The 15,073-nt window shown below is 57.2% G+C and carries 18 protein-coding genes and 1 pseudogene; 10 read left to right on the forward strand and 9 right to left on the reverse strand.

Going from position 1 to position 15,073, the window contains the following annotated elements:
* The first annotated feature begins 200 nt into the window (after positions 1–200).
* Positions 201–734, forward strand: a complete 534-nt coding sequence (locus tag ACTF5F_RS09080) for an invasion associated locus B family protein (RefSeq protein ID WP_438956556.1) — start codon at positions 201–203, stop codon at positions 732–734.
* Between the two features lie 98 nt (positions 735–832).
* Positions 833–2,014 carry a 23S rRNA (adenine(2503)-C(2))-methyltransferase RlmN gene (gene rlmN / locus ACTF5F_RS09085; protein ID WP_438956557.1) on the forward strand — a complete coding sequence of 394 codons (1,182 nt, stop codon included), beginning with the start codon at positions 833–835 and terminating at the stop codon, positions 2,012–2,014.
* Here rlmN and ACTF5F_RS09090 read toward each other — a convergent pair.
* Positions 2,011–2,334 (reverse strand): annotated as a pseudogene (locus tag ACTF5F_RS09090) (LOG family protein); the annotation flags it as partial. The gene rlmN and the pseudogene ACTF5F_RS09090 sit on opposite strands and share 4 nt — an antisense overlap.
* 76 nt (positions 2,335–2,410) lie before the next feature.
* Between ACTF5F_RS09090 and ACTF5F_RS09095 the strand changes: the two are divergent.
* Genes ACTF5F_RS09095 through ACTF5F_RS09105 form a run of 3 tightly spaced genes read left to right on the forward strand, consistent with a single transcriptional unit; the run spans position 2,411 to position 3,945 of the window.
* On the forward strand, positions 2,411–2,770 hold the full coding sequence (locus tag ACTF5F_RS09095; RefSeq protein WP_438956558.1) for a hypothetical protein: 360 nt from the start codon (positions 2,411–2,413) through the stop codon (positions 2,768–2,770).
* Positions 2,771–2,826: 56 nt separating this feature from the next.
* Positions 2,827–3,654, forward strand: coding sequence for a 2,3,4,5-tetrahydropyridine-2,6-dicarboxylate N-succinyltransferase (gene dapD / locus ACTF5F_RS09100; RefSeq protein ID WP_438956559.1), 828 nt, complete (start codon positions 2,827–2,829; stop codon positions 3,652–3,654).
* The gene (locus tag ACTF5F_RS09105) at positions 3,655–3,945 is read left to right on the forward strand and encodes a hypothetical protein (protein ID WP_438956560.1); all 291 of its coding nucleotides are present in this window, start codon (positions 3,655–3,657) and stop codon (positions 3,943–3,945) included. It abuts the gene before it with no gap.
* On the opposite strand, the gene ACTF5F_RS09110 is transcribed toward ACTF5F_RS09105, so the two are convergent.
* Entirely contained in the window at positions 3,930–4,430 is a 501-nt protein-coding gene (locus tag ACTF5F_RS09110) for a hypothetical protein (protein WP_438956561.1), read from the reverse strand. The genes ACTF5F_RS09105 and ACTF5F_RS09110 overlap by 16 nt on opposite strands.
* A 39-nt stretch (positions 4,431–4,469) precedes the next feature.
* Positions 4,470–4,889 carry a transporter substrate-binding domain-containing protein gene (locus ACTF5F_RS09115; RefSeq protein ID WP_438956562.1) on the reverse strand — a complete coding sequence of 140 codons (420 nt, stop codon included), beginning with the start codon at positions 4,887–4,889 and terminating at the stop codon, positions 4,470–4,472.
* Between the two features lie 208 nt (positions 4,890–5,097).
* Here ACTF5F_RS09115 and ACTF5F_RS09120 point away from each other — a divergent pair, with 208 nt between their 5' ends.
* A complete protein-coding gene (locus ACTF5F_RS09120) occupies positions 5,098–5,427 on the forward strand; it encodes a hypothetical protein (protein ID WP_438956563.1) in 330 nt (109 codons plus the stop codon).
* Here the strand turns inward: ACTF5F_RS09120 and ACTF5F_RS09125 are convergent.
* Positions 5,424–5,639: a hypothetical protein gene (locus tag ACTF5F_RS09125; RefSeq protein WP_438956564.1), complete on the reverse strand. Its 216-nt coding sequence runs from the start codon at positions 5,637–5,639 to the stop codon at positions 5,424–5,426. The two genes, ACTF5F_RS09120 and ACTF5F_RS09125, sit on opposite strands and share 4 nt — an antisense overlap.
* Before the next feature lie 202 nt (positions 5,640–5,841).
* On the opposite strand from ACTF5F_RS09125, the gene dapE reads away from it, so the two are divergent.
* Both dapE and rnr read left to right on the forward strand, forming a co-directional pair.
* Positions 5,842–6,987: a succinyl-diaminopimelate desuccinylase gene (gene dapE / locus ACTF5F_RS09130; RefSeq protein ID WP_438956565.1), complete on the forward strand. Its 1,146-nt coding sequence runs from the start codon at positions 5,842–5,844 to the stop codon at positions 6,985–6,987.
* Positions 6,988–7,027: 40 nt separating this feature from the next.
* Entirely contained in the window at positions 7,028–9,289 is a 2,262-nt protein-coding gene (rnr, locus tag ACTF5F_RS09135) for a ribonuclease R (protein WP_438956566.1), read from the forward strand.
* A 9-nt stretch (positions 9,290–9,298) separates the two neighbouring features.
* Here the strand turns inward: rnr and ACTF5F_RS09140 are convergent, their stop codons facing one another.
* The 4 genes from ACTF5F_RS09140 to ribA form a co-directional block, all read right to left on the reverse strand.
* Entirely contained in the window at positions 9,299–9,775 is a 477-nt protein-coding gene (locus ACTF5F_RS09140) for a hypothetical protein (protein WP_438956567.1), read from the reverse strand.
* A 17-nt stretch (positions 9,776–9,792) separates the two neighbouring features.
* Entirely contained in the window at positions 9,793–10,275 is a 483-nt protein-coding gene (locus ACTF5F_RS09145; RefSeq protein ID WP_438956568.1) for an RNA pyrophosphohydrolase, read from the reverse strand.
* A gap of 66 nt (positions 10,276–10,341) precedes the next feature.
* Entirely contained in the window at positions 10,342–10,791 is a 450-nt protein-coding gene (locus ACTF5F_RS09150; protein ID WP_438956647.1) for a L,D-transpeptidase family protein, read from the reverse strand.
* Between the two features lie 44 nt (positions 10,792–10,835).
* Positions 10,836–11,906: a GTP cyclohydrolase II gene (gene ribA / locus ACTF5F_RS09155; RefSeq protein WP_438956569.1), complete on the reverse strand. Its 1,071-nt coding sequence runs from the start codon at positions 11,904–11,906 to the stop codon at positions 10,836–10,838.
* Positions 11,907–12,066: 160 nt separating this feature from the next.
* Between ribA and ACTF5F_RS09160 the strand changes: the two genes are divergently transcribed.
* Positions 12,067–12,753: a response regulator transcription factor gene (locus ACTF5F_RS09160; RefSeq protein ID WP_438956570.1), complete on the forward strand. Its 687-nt coding sequence runs from the start codon at positions 12,067–12,069 to the stop codon at positions 12,751–12,753.
* A 122-nt stretch (positions 12,754–12,875) separates the two neighbouring features.
* Here ACTF5F_RS09160 and serB read toward each other — a convergent pair whose 3' ends face one another.
* Positions 12,876–13,760, reverse strand: coding sequence for a phosphoserine phosphatase SerB (serB, locus tag ACTF5F_RS09165; RefSeq protein WP_438956571.1), 885 nt, complete (start codon positions 13,758–13,760; stop codon positions 12,876–12,878).
* Between the two features lie 156 nt (positions 13,761–13,916).
* On the opposite strand from serB, the gene ACTF5F_RS09170 reads away from it, so the two are divergent.
* On the forward strand, positions 13,917–15,059 hold the full coding sequence (locus ACTF5F_RS09170; RefSeq protein ID WP_438956572.1) for a phosphoserine transaminase: 1,143 nt from the start codon (positions 13,917–13,919) through the stop codon (positions 15,057–15,059).
* Positions 15,060–15,073: the final 14 nt, after the last annotated feature.

Consider the following 15,073-nt stretch of genomic DNA (forward strand, 5'->3'; position numbering starts at 1 on the left):
CCATATCCACCGGACCAGCCATTTTTCCCCCATTCCATGTGTGTCGATTTTAGCCGCTATTGGGCCTTCCCCACATAGGCATTTTTTTGCTAGGTCTATGGGTATCGAGTTGAAACTCAACGTTCCAGTCGAAAAGCTTGGCGTGAGACCTAGCGTTAGGGACGATTGACCAGAGGCAAGGACAGCTTGGAGGCTGTATCATGAAAATGAAGTATGCATTTGCGGTGGGCGCGTGTGCGGCATTGGGATGGGCGAGCGGTGTGACAGCGCAGGAAGCCAGCGACAATCGCGTGGCTGCGAACACGGATTGGAGCGTGTTTGTTGAGAACAATCCGACCGAATGCTGGGGCGTTTCCGCGCCGAAGCAGAGCCGTTTGACAGATTCCAATGGCAACCCAACGACGGGTCGCCGCAGTGATATGCTGCTGTTTGTGTTCTACCGCCCCGGCGCGAATGTCGCGGGTCAGGTGGCGTTTACCGGCGGCTATCCATTTGCCAACGACTCCACCGTCAGCATGACGATTGGCGATGCGGAGTATCAGCTCTTCACAGAGGGGGAGTGGGCGTGGCCTGCGACACCGGATGAGGACGCCAAGATCGTGGCCGCGATGAAGCGTGGGGCCAATGCGGTGCTCAAGGGCCGCTCCGGTCGTGGGAATATCACCACCGACACATTCTCTCTCCTTGGCTTTAGTGCCGCGATTGAGGAAGCGCAGAAGCGTTGCGAGAGCTAAGACAGCACCATAGATTACGCATTTTGGGCGGGTTTTCGATTGGAAACCCGCCTTTCTTGATTATATGAAGCGCTTATTCTCCGCTGAAAGGCATGGATATGACGGCTAAGGCCCCGATCACTCAGGACGTTCACACGATTCCGCGCAAGCTGCCGGACGGCCCGACGAACATTGTCGGCCTAAACCGCGAGGCAATGCGCGATGCGTTGATTGAGATGGGCACGCCGGAGAAGCAAGCGAAGATGCGGACCGGCCAGATTTGGCAGTGGGTCTATCACTGGGGCGTTCGGTCGTTTGACGAGATGACGAACCTGTCGAAAGACTATCGCGCGAAGCTGGATGCGCATTTCGTGATCGAGGTGCCTGAGGTGGTGAGCCGTCAGGTGAGCGAGGATGGCACGCGCAAGTATCTGGTGCGGATCGCGGGGGGTCATGAGGTGGAGGTTGTCTATATCCCCGAGGCTGATCGCGGGACGCTCTGTGTCTCCAGCCAAGTGGGCTGTACGCTGACCTGTTCGTTCTGTCATACCGGCACGCAAAAACTGGTCCGCAACCTGACCGCGGCGGAGATCATTGGTCAGGTGATGGTGGCGCGGGATGATCTGGATGAATGGCCGGTACCGGGTGCGCCCAAGGATGAGACGCGGCTGCTGTCGAACATCGTGCTGATGGGCATGGGTGAGCCGCTTTATAATTTCGAGAATGTGCGCGACGCGATGAAGATCGCAATGGACGGCGAAGGCATCGCTCTCTCCCGCCGTCGGATCACGTTATCGACCTCCGGTGTGGTGCCAGAAATGGCGCGGACCGCCGACGAGATTGGCTGCCAACTAGCGATTTCCTTCCACGCGACCACCGACGAGGTGCGCGACATATTGGTGCCAATCAACAAGCGCTGGCCGTTGGAGGATTTGCTGGACGCGCTGCGCAGCTATCCAAAAGTCTCCAATTCGGAGCGGATCACGTTTGAATATGTGATGCTCGACGGTATTAACGACAGTGATGACGACGCGCGGCGATTGATCAAGCTGATTGACGGCATTCCGGCCAAGATCAACCTGATCCCATTCAACGAATGGCCCGGTGCGCCTTACAAGCGGTCCTCAAATAACCGCATCCGCGCCTTTGCGGATATTATCTACAAAGCGGGCTATGCCTCCCCCATCCGGACGCCGCGCGGGGAAGACATCATGGCCGCCTGTGGGCAGTTGAAGTCTGCGACGGAACGGGCGCGGAAGTCGCGCAAGCAGATTGAGGCGGAAGCGGGGTTGGGCGGTTAAGCGCCCCAGATATCAAACGCCTCCATCGCCTCTTCTACGGTTTCGACGAACTTAAAGAGGTCCAGATCTTCAGCGGAGATTATGCCGGCGTCTGACAGGGCTTACCAGTTGATGATGCTGTTCCAGAAATCGCGCCTGAAGAGCAGAAAGGGTACCTTTTCCATGCGGCCGGTTTGGATGAGCGTGAGGGCCTCAAATAGCTCATCAAGCGTCCCAAACCCGCCGGGGAAGACGGTGATGGCGGCGGCGCGGACCAGAAAGTGCATCTTGCGGATCGCGAGGTAGTGGAAGTTGAAACACAGCTCTGGCGTCAACAAGTCGCCCAGGATGTACAAAATCATGGTATATTCAGCGATTAGAGCTTGGAAAGCGATGGGGTCGCGACGGATGCTATTGATGCAACTTCGCGGCTATGCGCGAGATGTCGAACTGGCGAAACAGCCGTTTGTCTACAATGAGTATGACACGGCCATGAAAATGTTGCAGGCTCAGGGTCCTGAGCATGCGGTTCGTTCTTTCGTGTTTACACAGCAGAACTGGACAAATTGGGTCTCAGAGAGTCCGGTGCCAATCCATGTCGTCCAAAGGCAATTCGACCCGTCGTCGGACCCGTCATCCGTATGGGCATTTTCACATAGCCACAAAGACAAGATCGAGCTCCATCACATTCCCGATGCAGGTTACCTTACGTTTATTTCTCATACTGACTTGATAATCGAACTTTTAAACAAAGCGTTTTATCCAAATCAGAACTGATTGCGCTTTTGTAACGGTGTCCCTATAGCAGTGCCGAACTTTTTGAGGGGTCGATCATGTCCAATGCACAACTTGAAACCGCGATTGAAGCTGCTTGGGATGGGCGTGATGCGATTTCGCCGTCGACGACGGGCGAAACGCGCGAGGCGATTGAAGACACTTTGAATGCGCTGGACAGCGGCTCTTTGCGGGTGGCTGAAAAGCAGGATGATGGCTCTTGGCATGTGAACCAATGGGCGAAAAAGGCGGTTTTGTTGGGCTTCCGCATCAAGGATATGGAGCAGCAGGACGGTGGGCCTCAGGGCTCTGGCTGGTGGGACAAGGTCGACAGCAAGTTCAAAGGCTGGGATGACAATCAATGGAAGACCGCGGGCTTCCGCGCGGTGCCGAACTGTGTGGTGCGCAAGTCAGCCTTTATCGCGCCAGGCGTGGTGTTGATGCCGTCATTCGTGAACCTTGGCGCCTACGTCGACGAAGGGACTATGGTCGACACATGGGCGACCGTTGGCTCTTGTGCGCAGATTGGCAAGAACGTTCACCTGTCTGGCGGTGTCGGCATCGGTGGCGTATTGGAGCCAATGCAAGCGGGTCCAACAATCATTGAGGACAACTGTTTTATCGGAGCACGGTCCGAAGTCGTTGAAGGCTGCATCGTGCGCGAAGGGTCCGTTTTGGGCATGGGTGTATTTATTGGTCAGTCCACCAAGATCGTGGATCGTGAAACCGGTGAGGTGATATATGGCGAAGTGCCGCCCTACTCCGTCGTTGTTGCAGGGTCGATGCCTTCTAAGAACAACGTCAGCCTTTACTGCGCGGTCATCGTGAAGCGCGTGGATGAGCGGACACGGTCCAAGACGGGCATCAACGAGTTGTTGCGCGACTAAGTGATCATCAGCCGCACCCTTGCAAAATCGCGGATCGCCCAAGGTCATGTGCCCGGGCAGTTGGCGGCTTGGGGACCGGTCTTTGCTGACGCGATGATCCTGTTTGGGATCCTATTTGCTATTTTCCCGTGGTTGATCGGTTTTCTGGCGGACTCGAACCTTTGGGTGAAGGTCCTGGTGCTGTTCTTGGTCTATTTTGTGCCGATCCAAATGGTGCTGATCACATCCGCGTTTTGGGCGGCAAACTCACAGGTGCCACCATCTGACGACAGTGATCAGCCAAGGTCATAGACGGGCCCAAACCATTTCAACAGAAGCTCCTCATAGACACCGCTTTCCACCAGATCGAGCAGTACGCGGTCGAACTGCTCCCGCAGGGGGCTATTGGTGGGGAAGGCGGCGGCGTAGTTTTCTGGCTTGTAGACCCGATCTAAAAGCCGTGCGTCAGGCATTTTGTTTTGCGAGACGTAATAAGCCAAGATTGGCGGATCAAAAACGATGGCCTCGAGGGATTCCGCCTCGAACGCTCGAAACAGTTGCGCCGTATCGTCATAGCCGAAATGCCCGGTGGCGCGACCATTGAGGAAGTCGGAACTGGTTGAGCCCACGATTGTTCCGACTCGCTTGCCATCAAGGTCATTAAGGTCTTGGACGTTCTCGTTGATCGCGTTGATGGTCATGGACGCGTTGATTTGCGCCACGAAGATCGACACGATGAAAAGGCTCGCCACCACAAGGCAGACGGCGAAGAACCGCCCCGCCCAGCTTTGCGGCATCCGTTCTTCGAAATCACCGTTAACTACTAGGTTCAGCGCTCACCAAAAGGCAGGAAATGAGGCGTCTTTCAGTGGTCGATCAAAATAGGGTTGGGATTTGCGTTCAAACAGCGACATCAACATGCCCCCGCCGAAAAGCAGGGCCAAGGCGCTGGCCACCGCGATGCCGATATCGCGCGTAAAGAGCGCGGCGATGAGCGATGGGCCACCTTCGGTGCCGGAAGGTGTCAAAACTTGGATGCCGCTGTCAAACATGGGCTGACTGAAATCCATGCGGCGTTCGTGTTCTGCTGTGACGGAAATATTGGCGATGGCCGCGTCGACGGCTCCTGTCTCGACGGCTTCCAGCATCGAGCCAAAACTGTCGGCTGTTTGGTAGGTGACTTGCCAGCCAAGTTCTTCCGTTACGCTGTTCATCAGATCAATACTGAACCCCGTGTGCGCACCGTCGCGCTGCATCTAGAAGGGCTCCCTATCTACGGTGGCGACGGTGATGTCTTGAGCCTGTGCCCAACTTGACCACAGCACAAGAGTTGTTAAGCAAAGCCAGCGTGAAGACTTGATCATTCCATCCCCCGAGGGTCCGAGTGTAGACCGCGTGAGATAGTCTCACCAGATCAAAGCCATGCCAAAAGCCGCTGACCATAGCGGTAGAAGGAACGACGAAGTGTCACAAAAGCGCAGCAAGCATAAGGTGTTCACCCTGTTGGTGGAAGTCGGGCGCAATGCCGGTGACGGTCTGCCGGAAGGCGCAACCGGTGGAGCGCTCATGTGCTATGCCAGCGGCGTGGATGAGGCGGAAGCGGTGCGCGAAACGGTGGCTATTCTAAAGCAAGCCGACCTTGCCCCGCTGGAAGTGTCCGGCTACGGGACTTTGGAAGGACGGCTGGCCGAAGGACACGATATCAACGACGAGGAAAAGGCGTTGATGCAGCGGGCGCTCGATGAAAACAGCGTGATCGTGGCGCAGATGACGCCGTTTTTCGACAAGGCTTAGGCCGCTTGGATTTTGCTCCAAGCGTCAACTTCGAACGGTTGCAGGATTTCAGAGGCCAGTGGTGATAGTGTGCGCCAGAGTGCGGCGGGCAAGTTCGAGAGCGTGCCTTGGGTCAGCCGTGTGTTGGGGGATTTACGCCCTTTGGCTTGTTGACCAACACCTTCGGAGCCAAACACGGCCCCTTTCTTGTCGCGAAGTCCTAACCAGCTCATTCGATATCCTGCCTTCATCGCACCTTTTGCGGTGCTTTTTGTCGAGGGCTTCTGCCCCGCCGTTGTTGAGAAGAACCATAAGCCAAACCGGTACGGTGGTGCAAAGGCTCGCCCTGTGGTCCGGTGCAGGGCGAAAAAATCGTGTCTTCCGTGCTACATGCGCTTGGTGTAGGCCAAGGCAACCTCAATAGATGGATGTGCCATGTCTGATCTTGATCCCGTCGCTTTGACCGCCGAATTGGTGCGCTGCCCATCGGTGACGCCAGAAGAAGGCGGCACTTTGGATGTGCTGGAGCGGGTTTTGAGCGGCGCGGGGTTTGAGTGCACGCGCGTTGACCGCAACGGGATCAGCAACCTTTTCGCCCGTTGGGGTCGGAAAGGGGCAAACCGCAGTTTTGGGTTCAACGGACACACCGATGTGGTGCCGATTGGCAATCCTGACGATTGGAGCGTTGATCCTTTCGGGGCGGAGATCAAAGACGGGTTTCTTTGGGGGCGCGGGTCGACGGATATGAAATCCGGTGTCGCGGCTTTCGTTGCAGCAGCTGTGGATTTTGTGGCTGAGACGCCGCCCGATGGCGCGGTTGTGCTGACCATCACTGGCGATGAAGAGGCGGACGCCACCGATGGGACCGTCGCGCTTTTGGATTGGATGGCTGACGCGGGGGAGCAGATGACGCTCTGCCTTGTGGGGGAGCCGACGAGCCCCAACCACATGGGTGAGGCCATGAAAATCGGGCGGCGCGGTTCGATGACTGTGCAGTTCGAATTCACCGGCGTGCAGGGGCATTCTGCTTACCCGCACCGCGCCAACAACCCGCTGACCGCGATGGCGCGGTTAATGGATCGGTTGGCCTCGCACGAGTTGGATCAAGGCAGCGATCATTTCGATCCCTCCAGCCTTGCGATTGTCACGATGGACACTGGCAATCCCGCGACCAACGTGATCCCTGCGCAATGCCGTTCATCCGTTAACATTCGGTTCAGTGACCTCCATAGTGGGGAAAGTGTGGGCGCGTGGTTGCGAGCGGAAAGCGCCAAGGTGCAGGAGGAGACGGGCATTCAAGTGGCGCTAAACATTCGCATCTCTGGCGAAAGCTTTGTCACCCCGCCCGGCGAGTTGTCCGATCTGATTGGCGCGGCGGTTGAGGCAGAGACGGGTCATCGGCCTGAGATGTCTACCTCCGGCGGCACATCAGATGCGCGGTTCATGAAAGATCATTGTCCGGTGGCGGAGTTTGGGCTTGTCGGAAAAACGATGCATCAGGTCGATGAAAAGGTTCCTGTGGCTGACATTGTGCAGTTGAAAGCGATCTATCGGCGCATTCTCAACGACTATTTCGCCTAAGGCGTCTGTCGCCACCGTACCGCACGTGTTAGGGCGAGGCATGGCACGCATTCCATCGAAATCTGAAATCCTTGATTGGATCACCGATAACCCGTCAAGGACCGCGAAACGGGATATTGCCCGTGCGTTTGGGATCAAAGGCGCGCAGCGCATCGATCTGAAGCGGATTTTGAAGGAGATGGAGGCCGAAGGCATCCTGCGCAAACGGCGCAGCAGCTACCGCGATGCGGACAAGTTGCCGCCGGTTTCGGTGTTGCAAGTTCTTGGCCCGGACTCCGACGGTGATCTGCTGGCGCGGCCTTTGGAATGGGCGGGCGACGGGGTTGAGCCCGCAATCCTGATATCGCTGCGGGAGAGCGACCCCGCGTTGAGCGAAGGCGACCGCATTTTGGCGCGGCTCACTGAGACGCCAAAGGACGATCACCCCTATACCGGGCGTTTGATCCGCCGGATTGGGACCAGCCCGCAGCGGACGCTGGGTGTCTTCCGCTCAGGGTCAGAAGGCGGACGGATTGTGCCCATCGACAAAGGCTCCAGCAAGGAATGGCTGGTGGGCGCGGGCGAGACAGGTGGCGCCAAAGATGGTGAGTTGGTCGAAGCCGAACACAGCGGGCCGAAAGGCCGGATGGGGCTACCGCGTGCAAGGATTGTCACTCGGTTGGGCGACCCAACGCAAGTTAAAGCAGTTTCGCTGATTGCGATCCATCAGCACGGGATCCCCGATCATTTCCCCGCTGACGTGCTTGGAGAGGCGGAGAAAGCGAAGCCTGCGAGCCTTGGCAAACGCACCGATCTGCGCGACCTGCCTTTGATTACGATTGACCCTTATGACGCGCGGGACCGCGATGATGCCTGCTATGTCAAACTGGATGAGGCCAAAGACAATCCAGGTGGATTCATCATCTGGGTCGCGATTGCGGATGTGGCGCATTACGTGACGCCCGGGTCCGCGTTGGATCAAGAAGCGCGCAAGCGCGGCAACTCCACCTATTTCCCAGATCGCGTTGTGCCGATGTTGCCGGATCGGTTGTCCGGCGATTTGTGTTCGCTGCACGAAGGGCTGGAGCGGGCCTGTGTCGCGGTGGAGATGCGGATCGATGTCGAGGGCAACAAGCTAGGCCAGACCTTTCATCGCGGGTTGATGAAGAGCCAAGCGTCGTTGAATTACCAAGAAGTGCAGGCCGCGATAGATGGTGCGCCCAGCGACAAGACCGCGCCATTGTTGGAACCAGTTCTGAAACCGCTCTATGCGGCGTATGAAGCCTTGAAGCAAGCACGCGCACGGCGGCAACCGTTGGAATTGGACCTGCCTGAGCGGCAGATCGTCATTGATGACGAAGGCCATGTGCGGTCCGTCAACTTCAAGGAGCGGCTGGACGCGCACCGTTTTATTGAAGAGTTCATGGTTTTGGCAAACGTCGCTGCGGCTGAAACGCTGCAGTCCAAGCAGCGGCCCCTGCTCTACCGTGTGCATGAAGAGCCAAGCCCAGAGAAGATCGAACAGTTGCGGGAGGTGGCCGTCGCCTCCGGCCTCGTTCTGGCCAAGGGGCAGGTTTTGCAGACCAAGCAGCTCAACCGGTTGATGGCGCAGGCGCGGGAGACGGAGCAGGCAGAACTCATCAGCATGACCACGCTGCGGTCGATGACGCAGGCGTATTACAGCCCTGAGAATTTCGAGCATTTCGGCCTCGCGCTGAAATCTTACGCGCATTTCACCTCACCTATTCGGCGGTATTCCGACCTGATCGTGCATCGAGCGCTAGTCGATGCCCACAAATGGGGCAAGGATGGTTTGTCGCCGTTTGATGTTGAGAATCTGGACGCCACCGCTAAGCAGATCAGCGATACCGAGCGCCGGTCGATGATGGCGGAGCGGGACACGACAGACCGCTATCTCGCGGCGTTTCTATCTGATCGCTTGGGGGCAGAGATGCCAGGGCGGATCGCGGGGATCGTCAAGTTTGGCGTGTTCGTGAAACTGGATGAAACGGGTGCGGATGCGTTAGTGCCGATCAGGTCGCTCGGGCGTGAATATTTTGACTACGACGCGGACAGTCAGACCCTGATGGGTTCGGAATCCGGCATGATGATCGGGCTGGGGCAACGGGCCACGGTAAAGCTGGTAGAGGCGGCACCTGTGTCGGGTGGTTTGATTGCCGAGCTTGTGTCGCTTGATGAGCAGATCATGCCACGCGGCCCGTCCAAGAAACGCGGCAAGCCGCCGCGCCGGAAGATGTCAGCCAGCAAGAAGCAGGCGGCAAATACCAAACGCAAATTGACGCGCAAACGCCGTCAGAAGTGATCGGTTGGCCTAGAACTCTTTCGGCTCACACCTGTTCCCGCGAATGCAGGACACCAGATCATCAATCATCGTTTGAGTGGGTTCATAGAACACAGTGCTGCCACAGGGGTTCGCCTCCAGGACGATGTCGTCGCCCACGCCTTTGGCGAAGGTGATGACCTCCTCTCCTGCGGCCATTGAGCCGCACCAAGAGCCGTAGCAAACGGGCTGCACAATGACAGGACGCAAGAAACGTGAGGTGAACCCGTCGAGTGTGAGGCCGTGGCCTGTGAAAGTCGCTGGGATCGGATCAGGATCGCGGGGTTCGTTAACAACGCCCTGTGACTGCAGGCTTTCATCAAACTCAAAGGTGCCGCGCAGAACATAAACTGGCTCCGGCACCTCATTCATTTGCAGGAACGTGGTGGCCACGTCGGGGCGCATGCAGCTGAGGGCTGAGGCTTGCGCGGCCACAAGGCAGAACAGAGTTGTGAGGATGGTTTTCATTGGACGTCCTCCAACGCTCAAAGTTTGTCTTCAAACTCTGCCAGCACCTGTTCGTAGACCTCCCGCTTAAAGGGCACAATGCTGTCCACCAGTTCTTCCTTTAGCATCCAACGCCATTCGGAGAATTCGGGGTGCTCCGTCTCGATCTCGATATCAGTGTCGGCGCCGTGGAAGCGGAAGAGGAACCATTTCTGCTCCTGCCCCTTGTAGCGGCCTTTCCAGACCTTTGGCACAAGGTGATGCGGCAGGTCGTAGGGAATAAGGCGGCTGCTTTCGGCCTCCAGTGTCACCAATCGCGCTTCGACGCCCGTTTCTTCCCATAGCTCGCGATAAGCGGCGTCGAGCGTTTTCTCACCCCGATCCACACCGCCTTGCGGCATTTGCCATGCAGGTTCTTTGGTGTCCTTACGCTGACCCACAAAGATGTGGCCGCGGGGGTTGATCATCATAACCCCAACGCATGGCCTGTAGGGCAATTCGGCAATTTCGTCAGGCGTCATTATTGGGCCTTGCTGATTCATCTCTTCTGTCTTTCGTTTTCCCCGATTTAGGCAAAAGGTCCAGTGCTATGCGATAACAACTCGGGTTTCGTGCCGTATGCGGGGGGCGATCCACCGCAGATGATCACGGCGAAACGCGACGCAGCCCGCGGTGGGGTGTCCGGGGCTTCGCCATTGGTGGATGAAGATTGCAGAGCCGCGCCCAGCCACCGCAGAGGGCCAGTTCCAATCAGTGATCAGAACTAGGTCATACATTGGATCCGCTCTGCGCAGATTTTCATGAGAAGGCGCGTAGGGCCTGCGCACCATCAGATTATAGTCTTCATCTTTGGGATCATCGGACCAGAGGTCGCCCGGTCGAATCGGCACCGCCCAATTTGCAGGTTTTGCCATCCGGTCGGTCCGGTAGAGCATGCCCACAAGCCCGTGCACACCTTTGGGGGTCGCGCCGTCACCTTCACGCTTCTTATCTGTCAGCCCACCGCGACCGATGGTGATCGGGAACTTGCGACCCATAAATCGGGCGTGGGTGGGTGTGATGACGATGTCAGTGGCTTTGGTCACAGAAGGTGCCCAGATTTCTTGGCCTTGGTATCGAGGTAGGCGTGGTTATGGGGGTTCCCACCCACTTGCAGCGGGACACGTTCCGTCACTGCGATGCCAGAGCTTTCCATCCGCGCGATTTTGGAGGGGTTATTGGTCATCAGGCGGACGGATTTGAAGCCGAGCTTGCCCAAAATCTGCGCCCCGATGCGGAAATCACGTTCGTCATCTTCGAAACCAAGGCGGTGGTTCGCCTCGACCGTGTCAAAGCCCTGATCCTGCAGCGCGTAGGCGCGCATTTTGTTGGCAAGGCCGATACCTCGGCCTTCTTGGTTGAGGTAGAGCAGGATGCCTGCCCCCTCTTCCCCCATTTGGGCCAGCGCCCCGCGCAATTGCGGGCCGCAGTCGCATTTGAGCGAACCAAGCAGGTCTCCCGTAAAGCAGGCGGAATGCAGGCGGGCGAGCACGGGTTTGCTGCGGTCGGGGTTGCCGATTTCGACAGCGTAGTGTTCTTCTGCACCGTCTTCGGGTCGGAAAATGTGAAGGCGTCCCGCCTCTGACACGGTCATCGGTAGGCGCGCGTGGATGACATGGTCAAAGTGGCTGACGTCGCCCAGTCCAACGCTGGCTTGGTCGACGAACGTAAGATCATGTTGCGCGGCAAAAGTGGCGGCGTTTTCGAGCGGCAGCACCAGCACAGCAGGCAGCATTCGCGCTGCCTTGGTCAGCGTGATCCCTGCCCGTGCGAGGTCGGCGTTGCCGCCCCTTAGGCAGCGGTAGGGCCCTTTCATCGGATTGCCGAGGTCATCAGCAGGATCGGCAATCGCCCGCACCCATTTGGCGGAGACATCGGCAGGCAAAGCGATGCGCGCCAGATCATTATCATAGATCCGAACTTTGAGCGTTTGGGCCCTCCAGTCGGTGATGGCGATGCAAGGCTCACCAAAACTGCACAAATCGTGAAGACGCTCTGCGCCCAATGTTTCAACAGCCAAAATCACGCCATCGGTCAAAACAACAGGCACACCCATGCGCAAATCCGCCCGTGCGCGTGCAAGTTTTTCAACGTTATTAGGGGAAAGTGCCACCAAAGACCGCCTTTTTCATAACAAGACTGACATAGGCGACCCGTTCGGAAATTGAAACATTTGCATGAAAGATCACACGTCCATGTGAAATTAACGACGCAAAGCTTGCCTGACGCACGGATCGATCACATCTTTTCTACAGCACCCGAAGGAGGCAATTATGGCTCAGCTAAAGAAAATCCTGCTTGTCGACGATGATGATGACCTGCGCGAAGCGTTGGGTGAACAGCTTTTGATGACGGAAGATTTCGATGTGTTTGAGGCGGCCGATGGCGCCGAGGCCATGACGAAAGCCAAAGAGCAGCTGTATGACCTGATGATCCTTGATGTGGGTCTGCCAGACACGGACGGCCGCGAATTGTGCCGCCTAATGCGCAAGCAAGGCGTCAAATGCCCGATTGTGATGCTGACAGCGCAGGACAGCGACGCAGACACGATCTATGGCCTTGATGCGGGCGCCAATGATTACGTCAGCAAACCCTTCAAATTCCCTGTATTGCTTGCCCGTTTGCGCAGCCAGCTGCGGACGCATGAACAGTCAGAAGATGCTGTTTTCCAGCTTGGGCCGTATACGTTCAAGCCAGCGGAGAAGGTGCTTTTCACCGAGGATGACAAGAAGGTTCGGTTGACCGAGAAGGAAACCAACATTCTGAAATTCCTATATCGCGCGACCGAAGGCGTGGTAGCGCGAGACGTCCTTTTACACGAGGTTTGGGGCTATAATGCCGGTGTGACAACGCACACGTTGGAGACGCATATTTATCGTCTTCGGCAAAAAATTGAACTAGATCCGTCAAACGCACGCCTCCTTGTGACCGAACCGGGTGGTTATAGATTGGTCGCATAGCGATTGGTTTGCGCGTCTGATCTCCTCCCCCTTTGATGCGCTAATCCCTATCCCTCCGGTGGCGGGGACGATAGCCACCACCTCCCTGTTAGACTTGCCCGGACACCCGTCCGGGCATTTTTTCATGTGCCAGGTGTGTGGAAATCGGCAGTACTGTAGCCTTGTAGGTATAACAAGGCAGTCAGATCGCCGTGGTTGATGCGGACTTTGCACTTTTCCTGCAACGCGGGCTTGCTATGGAGAGCGACGCCAGTGCCCGCATTCTTTAGCATCAGCAGATCATTCATGCCGTCGCCAACAGCCAGCACATCATCGGTTGAGAGATTCAAGCGCTGGGTGATGTCGTTGAGCGCATCGAGCTTTGCTTCCTGCCCCAAGATCGGGCGGACCACGCGGCCAGTTAGTTGGCCACCCTCAATCTCAAGCGTGTTTGCGCGGTTTTCATCAAAGCCCAGCGTGCCCGCGACACGGGCTGTGAACGCTGTAAACCCGCCGGAGACGAGCGCTGCGTATGCGCCATTGGCCTTCATGGTCGCCAAGAGCGTTGCGCCTCCAGGCATATAGGTGATGCGGGTCTTGAGGACGTAATCAATGATGGTTTCGGGCAAACCTTTCAGCAGCCCTACTCGCTCATCGATGGCCCCTTCGAAATCAAGCTCCCCATTCATGGCTTTTGCGGTGATGTCGGCGACACGTGCGCCCACGCCCGCCTCCGCCGCCAATTCATCGATGCATTCCTGCTGGATCATCGTGCTGTCCATGTCAGCGAGCAGCACCTTCTTGCGGCGGCCCGTCATCGGTTGAAGGGCAAGATCGATGCCCATGTCCTGACAGCTTTGCCAGACATCTTCAAAATTCGAAGGCTCCGTTTGCAGCGCAAATTCAGCGGCTTCATCAGCAGCAAGCCAGATCGCATCCCCACCGCCCAATGCGTTGCGCAGGTTCTCGACCAGCGCGCCTTCTAGGTTCCGTTGACTGGACGCAGCGATCAGTGTGGCTGTAAACATGGATGGTTTCCTATTGGCGTCGGGCATGTCGCAAAAAGCGGCTTGATCGGCGGTCTAGCTACATTTTGGCTGTTGCGAAAGACCTCAAACCGCCGTAGCTCCGTCCATGGGACACCCTTCCCCAACGAAGGGCGCATATCTGTGAGGATACCACTGATGGTTAAGACCAAACCGGCGACGCGGCCGGTAAATCCGCGTTTTTCGTCTGGCCCCTGTGCCAAACCCCCCGTCTGGAAATTGGAAAATTTGAGCGATGCCGCTTTGGGCCGGTCGCACCGTGCGGCGGTGGGCAAGGCCAAGCTGAAAAACGCGATTGAGCTGACGCGCGAGGTTTTGGGCGTACCGCATGATTACAAGATCGGGATTGTTCCTGCGTCTGACACCGGTGCCTTTGAAATGGCGATGTGGTCGATACTGGGGGAACGTCCTGTCCAGATGGTCGCTTGGGAATCCTTTGGTGCTGGTTGGGTCACGGATGTTGTGAAGCAGCTTAAGATCGAGGCGACAACGCATACTGCTGAGTATGGCGAGATTGTCGATATGGCAGCTTTGGATTATGACCAAGACGTTTGCTTTACATGGAACGGCACCACATCCGGTGTGCGCGTCGCCTCTGGCGATGTGATCCCAGCGGATCGTACGGGGCTGACGCTCTGCGATGCGACCTCTGCCGCGTTCGCGCAGGATTTGCCGTGGGACAAATTGGATGTGACAACCTTCTCTTGGCAGAAGGTGATGGGCGGCGAAGCGGCCCACGGGATGCTGATTTTGAGCCCGCGCGCAGTTGAGCGGCTGGAAAGCTACACACCGGCATGGCCGCTGCCGAAGATTTTCCGTCTAACAAAAGGTGGCAAGCTGATCGAAGGTATCTTTGAAGGCGCAACGATCAACACGCCGTCGATGTTGGCAGTTGAGGACTATCTGGTCGCGTTGAAATGGGCGAAATCGATTGGCGGGTTGGATGCGTTGATGCATCGCGCCAATGCAAACGCGCAGGCGATCTGGAACTTCACAGCCTCCCGCGATTGGATTGCGAACCTTGCGAAAGATCGCGCCATCCGGTCGAACACCTCCGTCTGTCTGAAATTCACCGATGATCGGATCACCGATGGGGCAACCTTTGCCAAAGCCGTTGCAAAACGGCTGGAGACGGAGGGTGTCGCGCTCGACATCGGGGCCTATCGCGATGCGCCTGCGGGTCTTCGGATCTGGTGCGGTGCGACGGTGGAAACCTCCGATATCGAAGCGATGTTGCCTTGGCTCGAATGGGCGTTCGAGGTGGAAAACGCAGCACTCTAATTCTTATGGCGGGG

The organism is Cognatiyoonia sp. (assembly GCF_965661665.1).
Taxonomy (GTDB): domain Bacteria; phylum Pseudomonadota; class Alphaproteobacteria; order Rhodobacterales; family Rhodobacteraceae; genus Cognatiyoonia.

Coding starts and splice junctions, on each gene's coding strand:
- dapD (WP_438956559.1), top strand. CDS start 2,827: ATGTCCAATGCACAACTTGAAACCGCGATTGAAGCTGCTTGGGATGGG.
- ACTF5F_RS09140 (WP_438956567.1), bottom strand. CDS start 9,775: ATGAAAACCATCCTCACAACTCTGTTCTGCCTTGTGGCCGCGCAAGCC.
- ACTF5F_RS09110 (WP_438956561.1), bottom strand. CDS start 4,430: ATGCCGCAAAGCTGGGCGGGGCGGTTCTTCGCCGTCTGCCTTGTGGTG.
- dapE (WP_438956565.1), top strand. CDS start 5,842: ATGTCTGATCTTGATCCCGTCGCTTTGACCGCCGAATTGGTGCGCTGC.
- ACTF5F_RS09160 (WP_438956570.1), top strand. CDS start 12,067: ATGGCTCAGCTAAAGAAAATCCTGCTTGTCGACGATGATGATGACCTG.
- ACTF5F_RS09080 (WP_438956556.1), top strand. CDS start 201: ATGAAAATGAAGTATGCATTTGCGGTGGGCGCGTGTGCGGCATTGGGA.
- ACTF5F_RS09150 (WP_438956647.1), bottom strand. CDS start 10,791: ATGGGTCGCAAGTTCCCGATCACCATCGGTCGCGGTGGGCTGACAGAT.
- ACTF5F_RS09145 (WP_438956568.1), bottom strand. CDS start 10,275: ATGACGCCTGACGAAATTGCCGAATTGCCCTACAGGCCATGCGTTGGG.
- ACTF5F_RS09125 (WP_438956564.1), bottom strand. CDS start 5,639: ATGAGCTGGTTAGGACTTCGCGACAAGAAAGGGGCCGTGTTTGGCTCC.
- ACTF5F_RS09115 (WP_438956562.1), bottom strand. CDS start 4,889: ATGCAGCGCGACGGTGCGCACACGGGGTTCAGTATTGATCTGATGAAC.
- ACTF5F_RS09095 (WP_438956558.1), top strand. CDS start 2,411: ATGCAACTTCGCGGCTATGCGCGAGATGTCGAACTGGCGAAACAGCCG.
- rnr (WP_438956566.1), top strand. CDS start 7,028: ATGGCACGCATTCCATCGAAATCTGAAATCCTTGATTGGATCACCGAT.
- ACTF5F_RS09170 (WP_438956572.1), top strand. CDS start 13,917: ATGGTTAAGACCAAACCGGCGACGCGGCCGGTAAATCCGCGTTTTTCG.
- serB (WP_438956571.1), bottom strand. CDS start 13,760: ATGTTTACAGCCACACTGATCGCTGCGTCCAGTCAACGGAACCTAGAA.
- rlmN (WP_438956557.1), top strand. CDS start 833: ATGACGGCTAAGGCCCCGATCACTCAGGACGTTCACACGATTCCGCGC.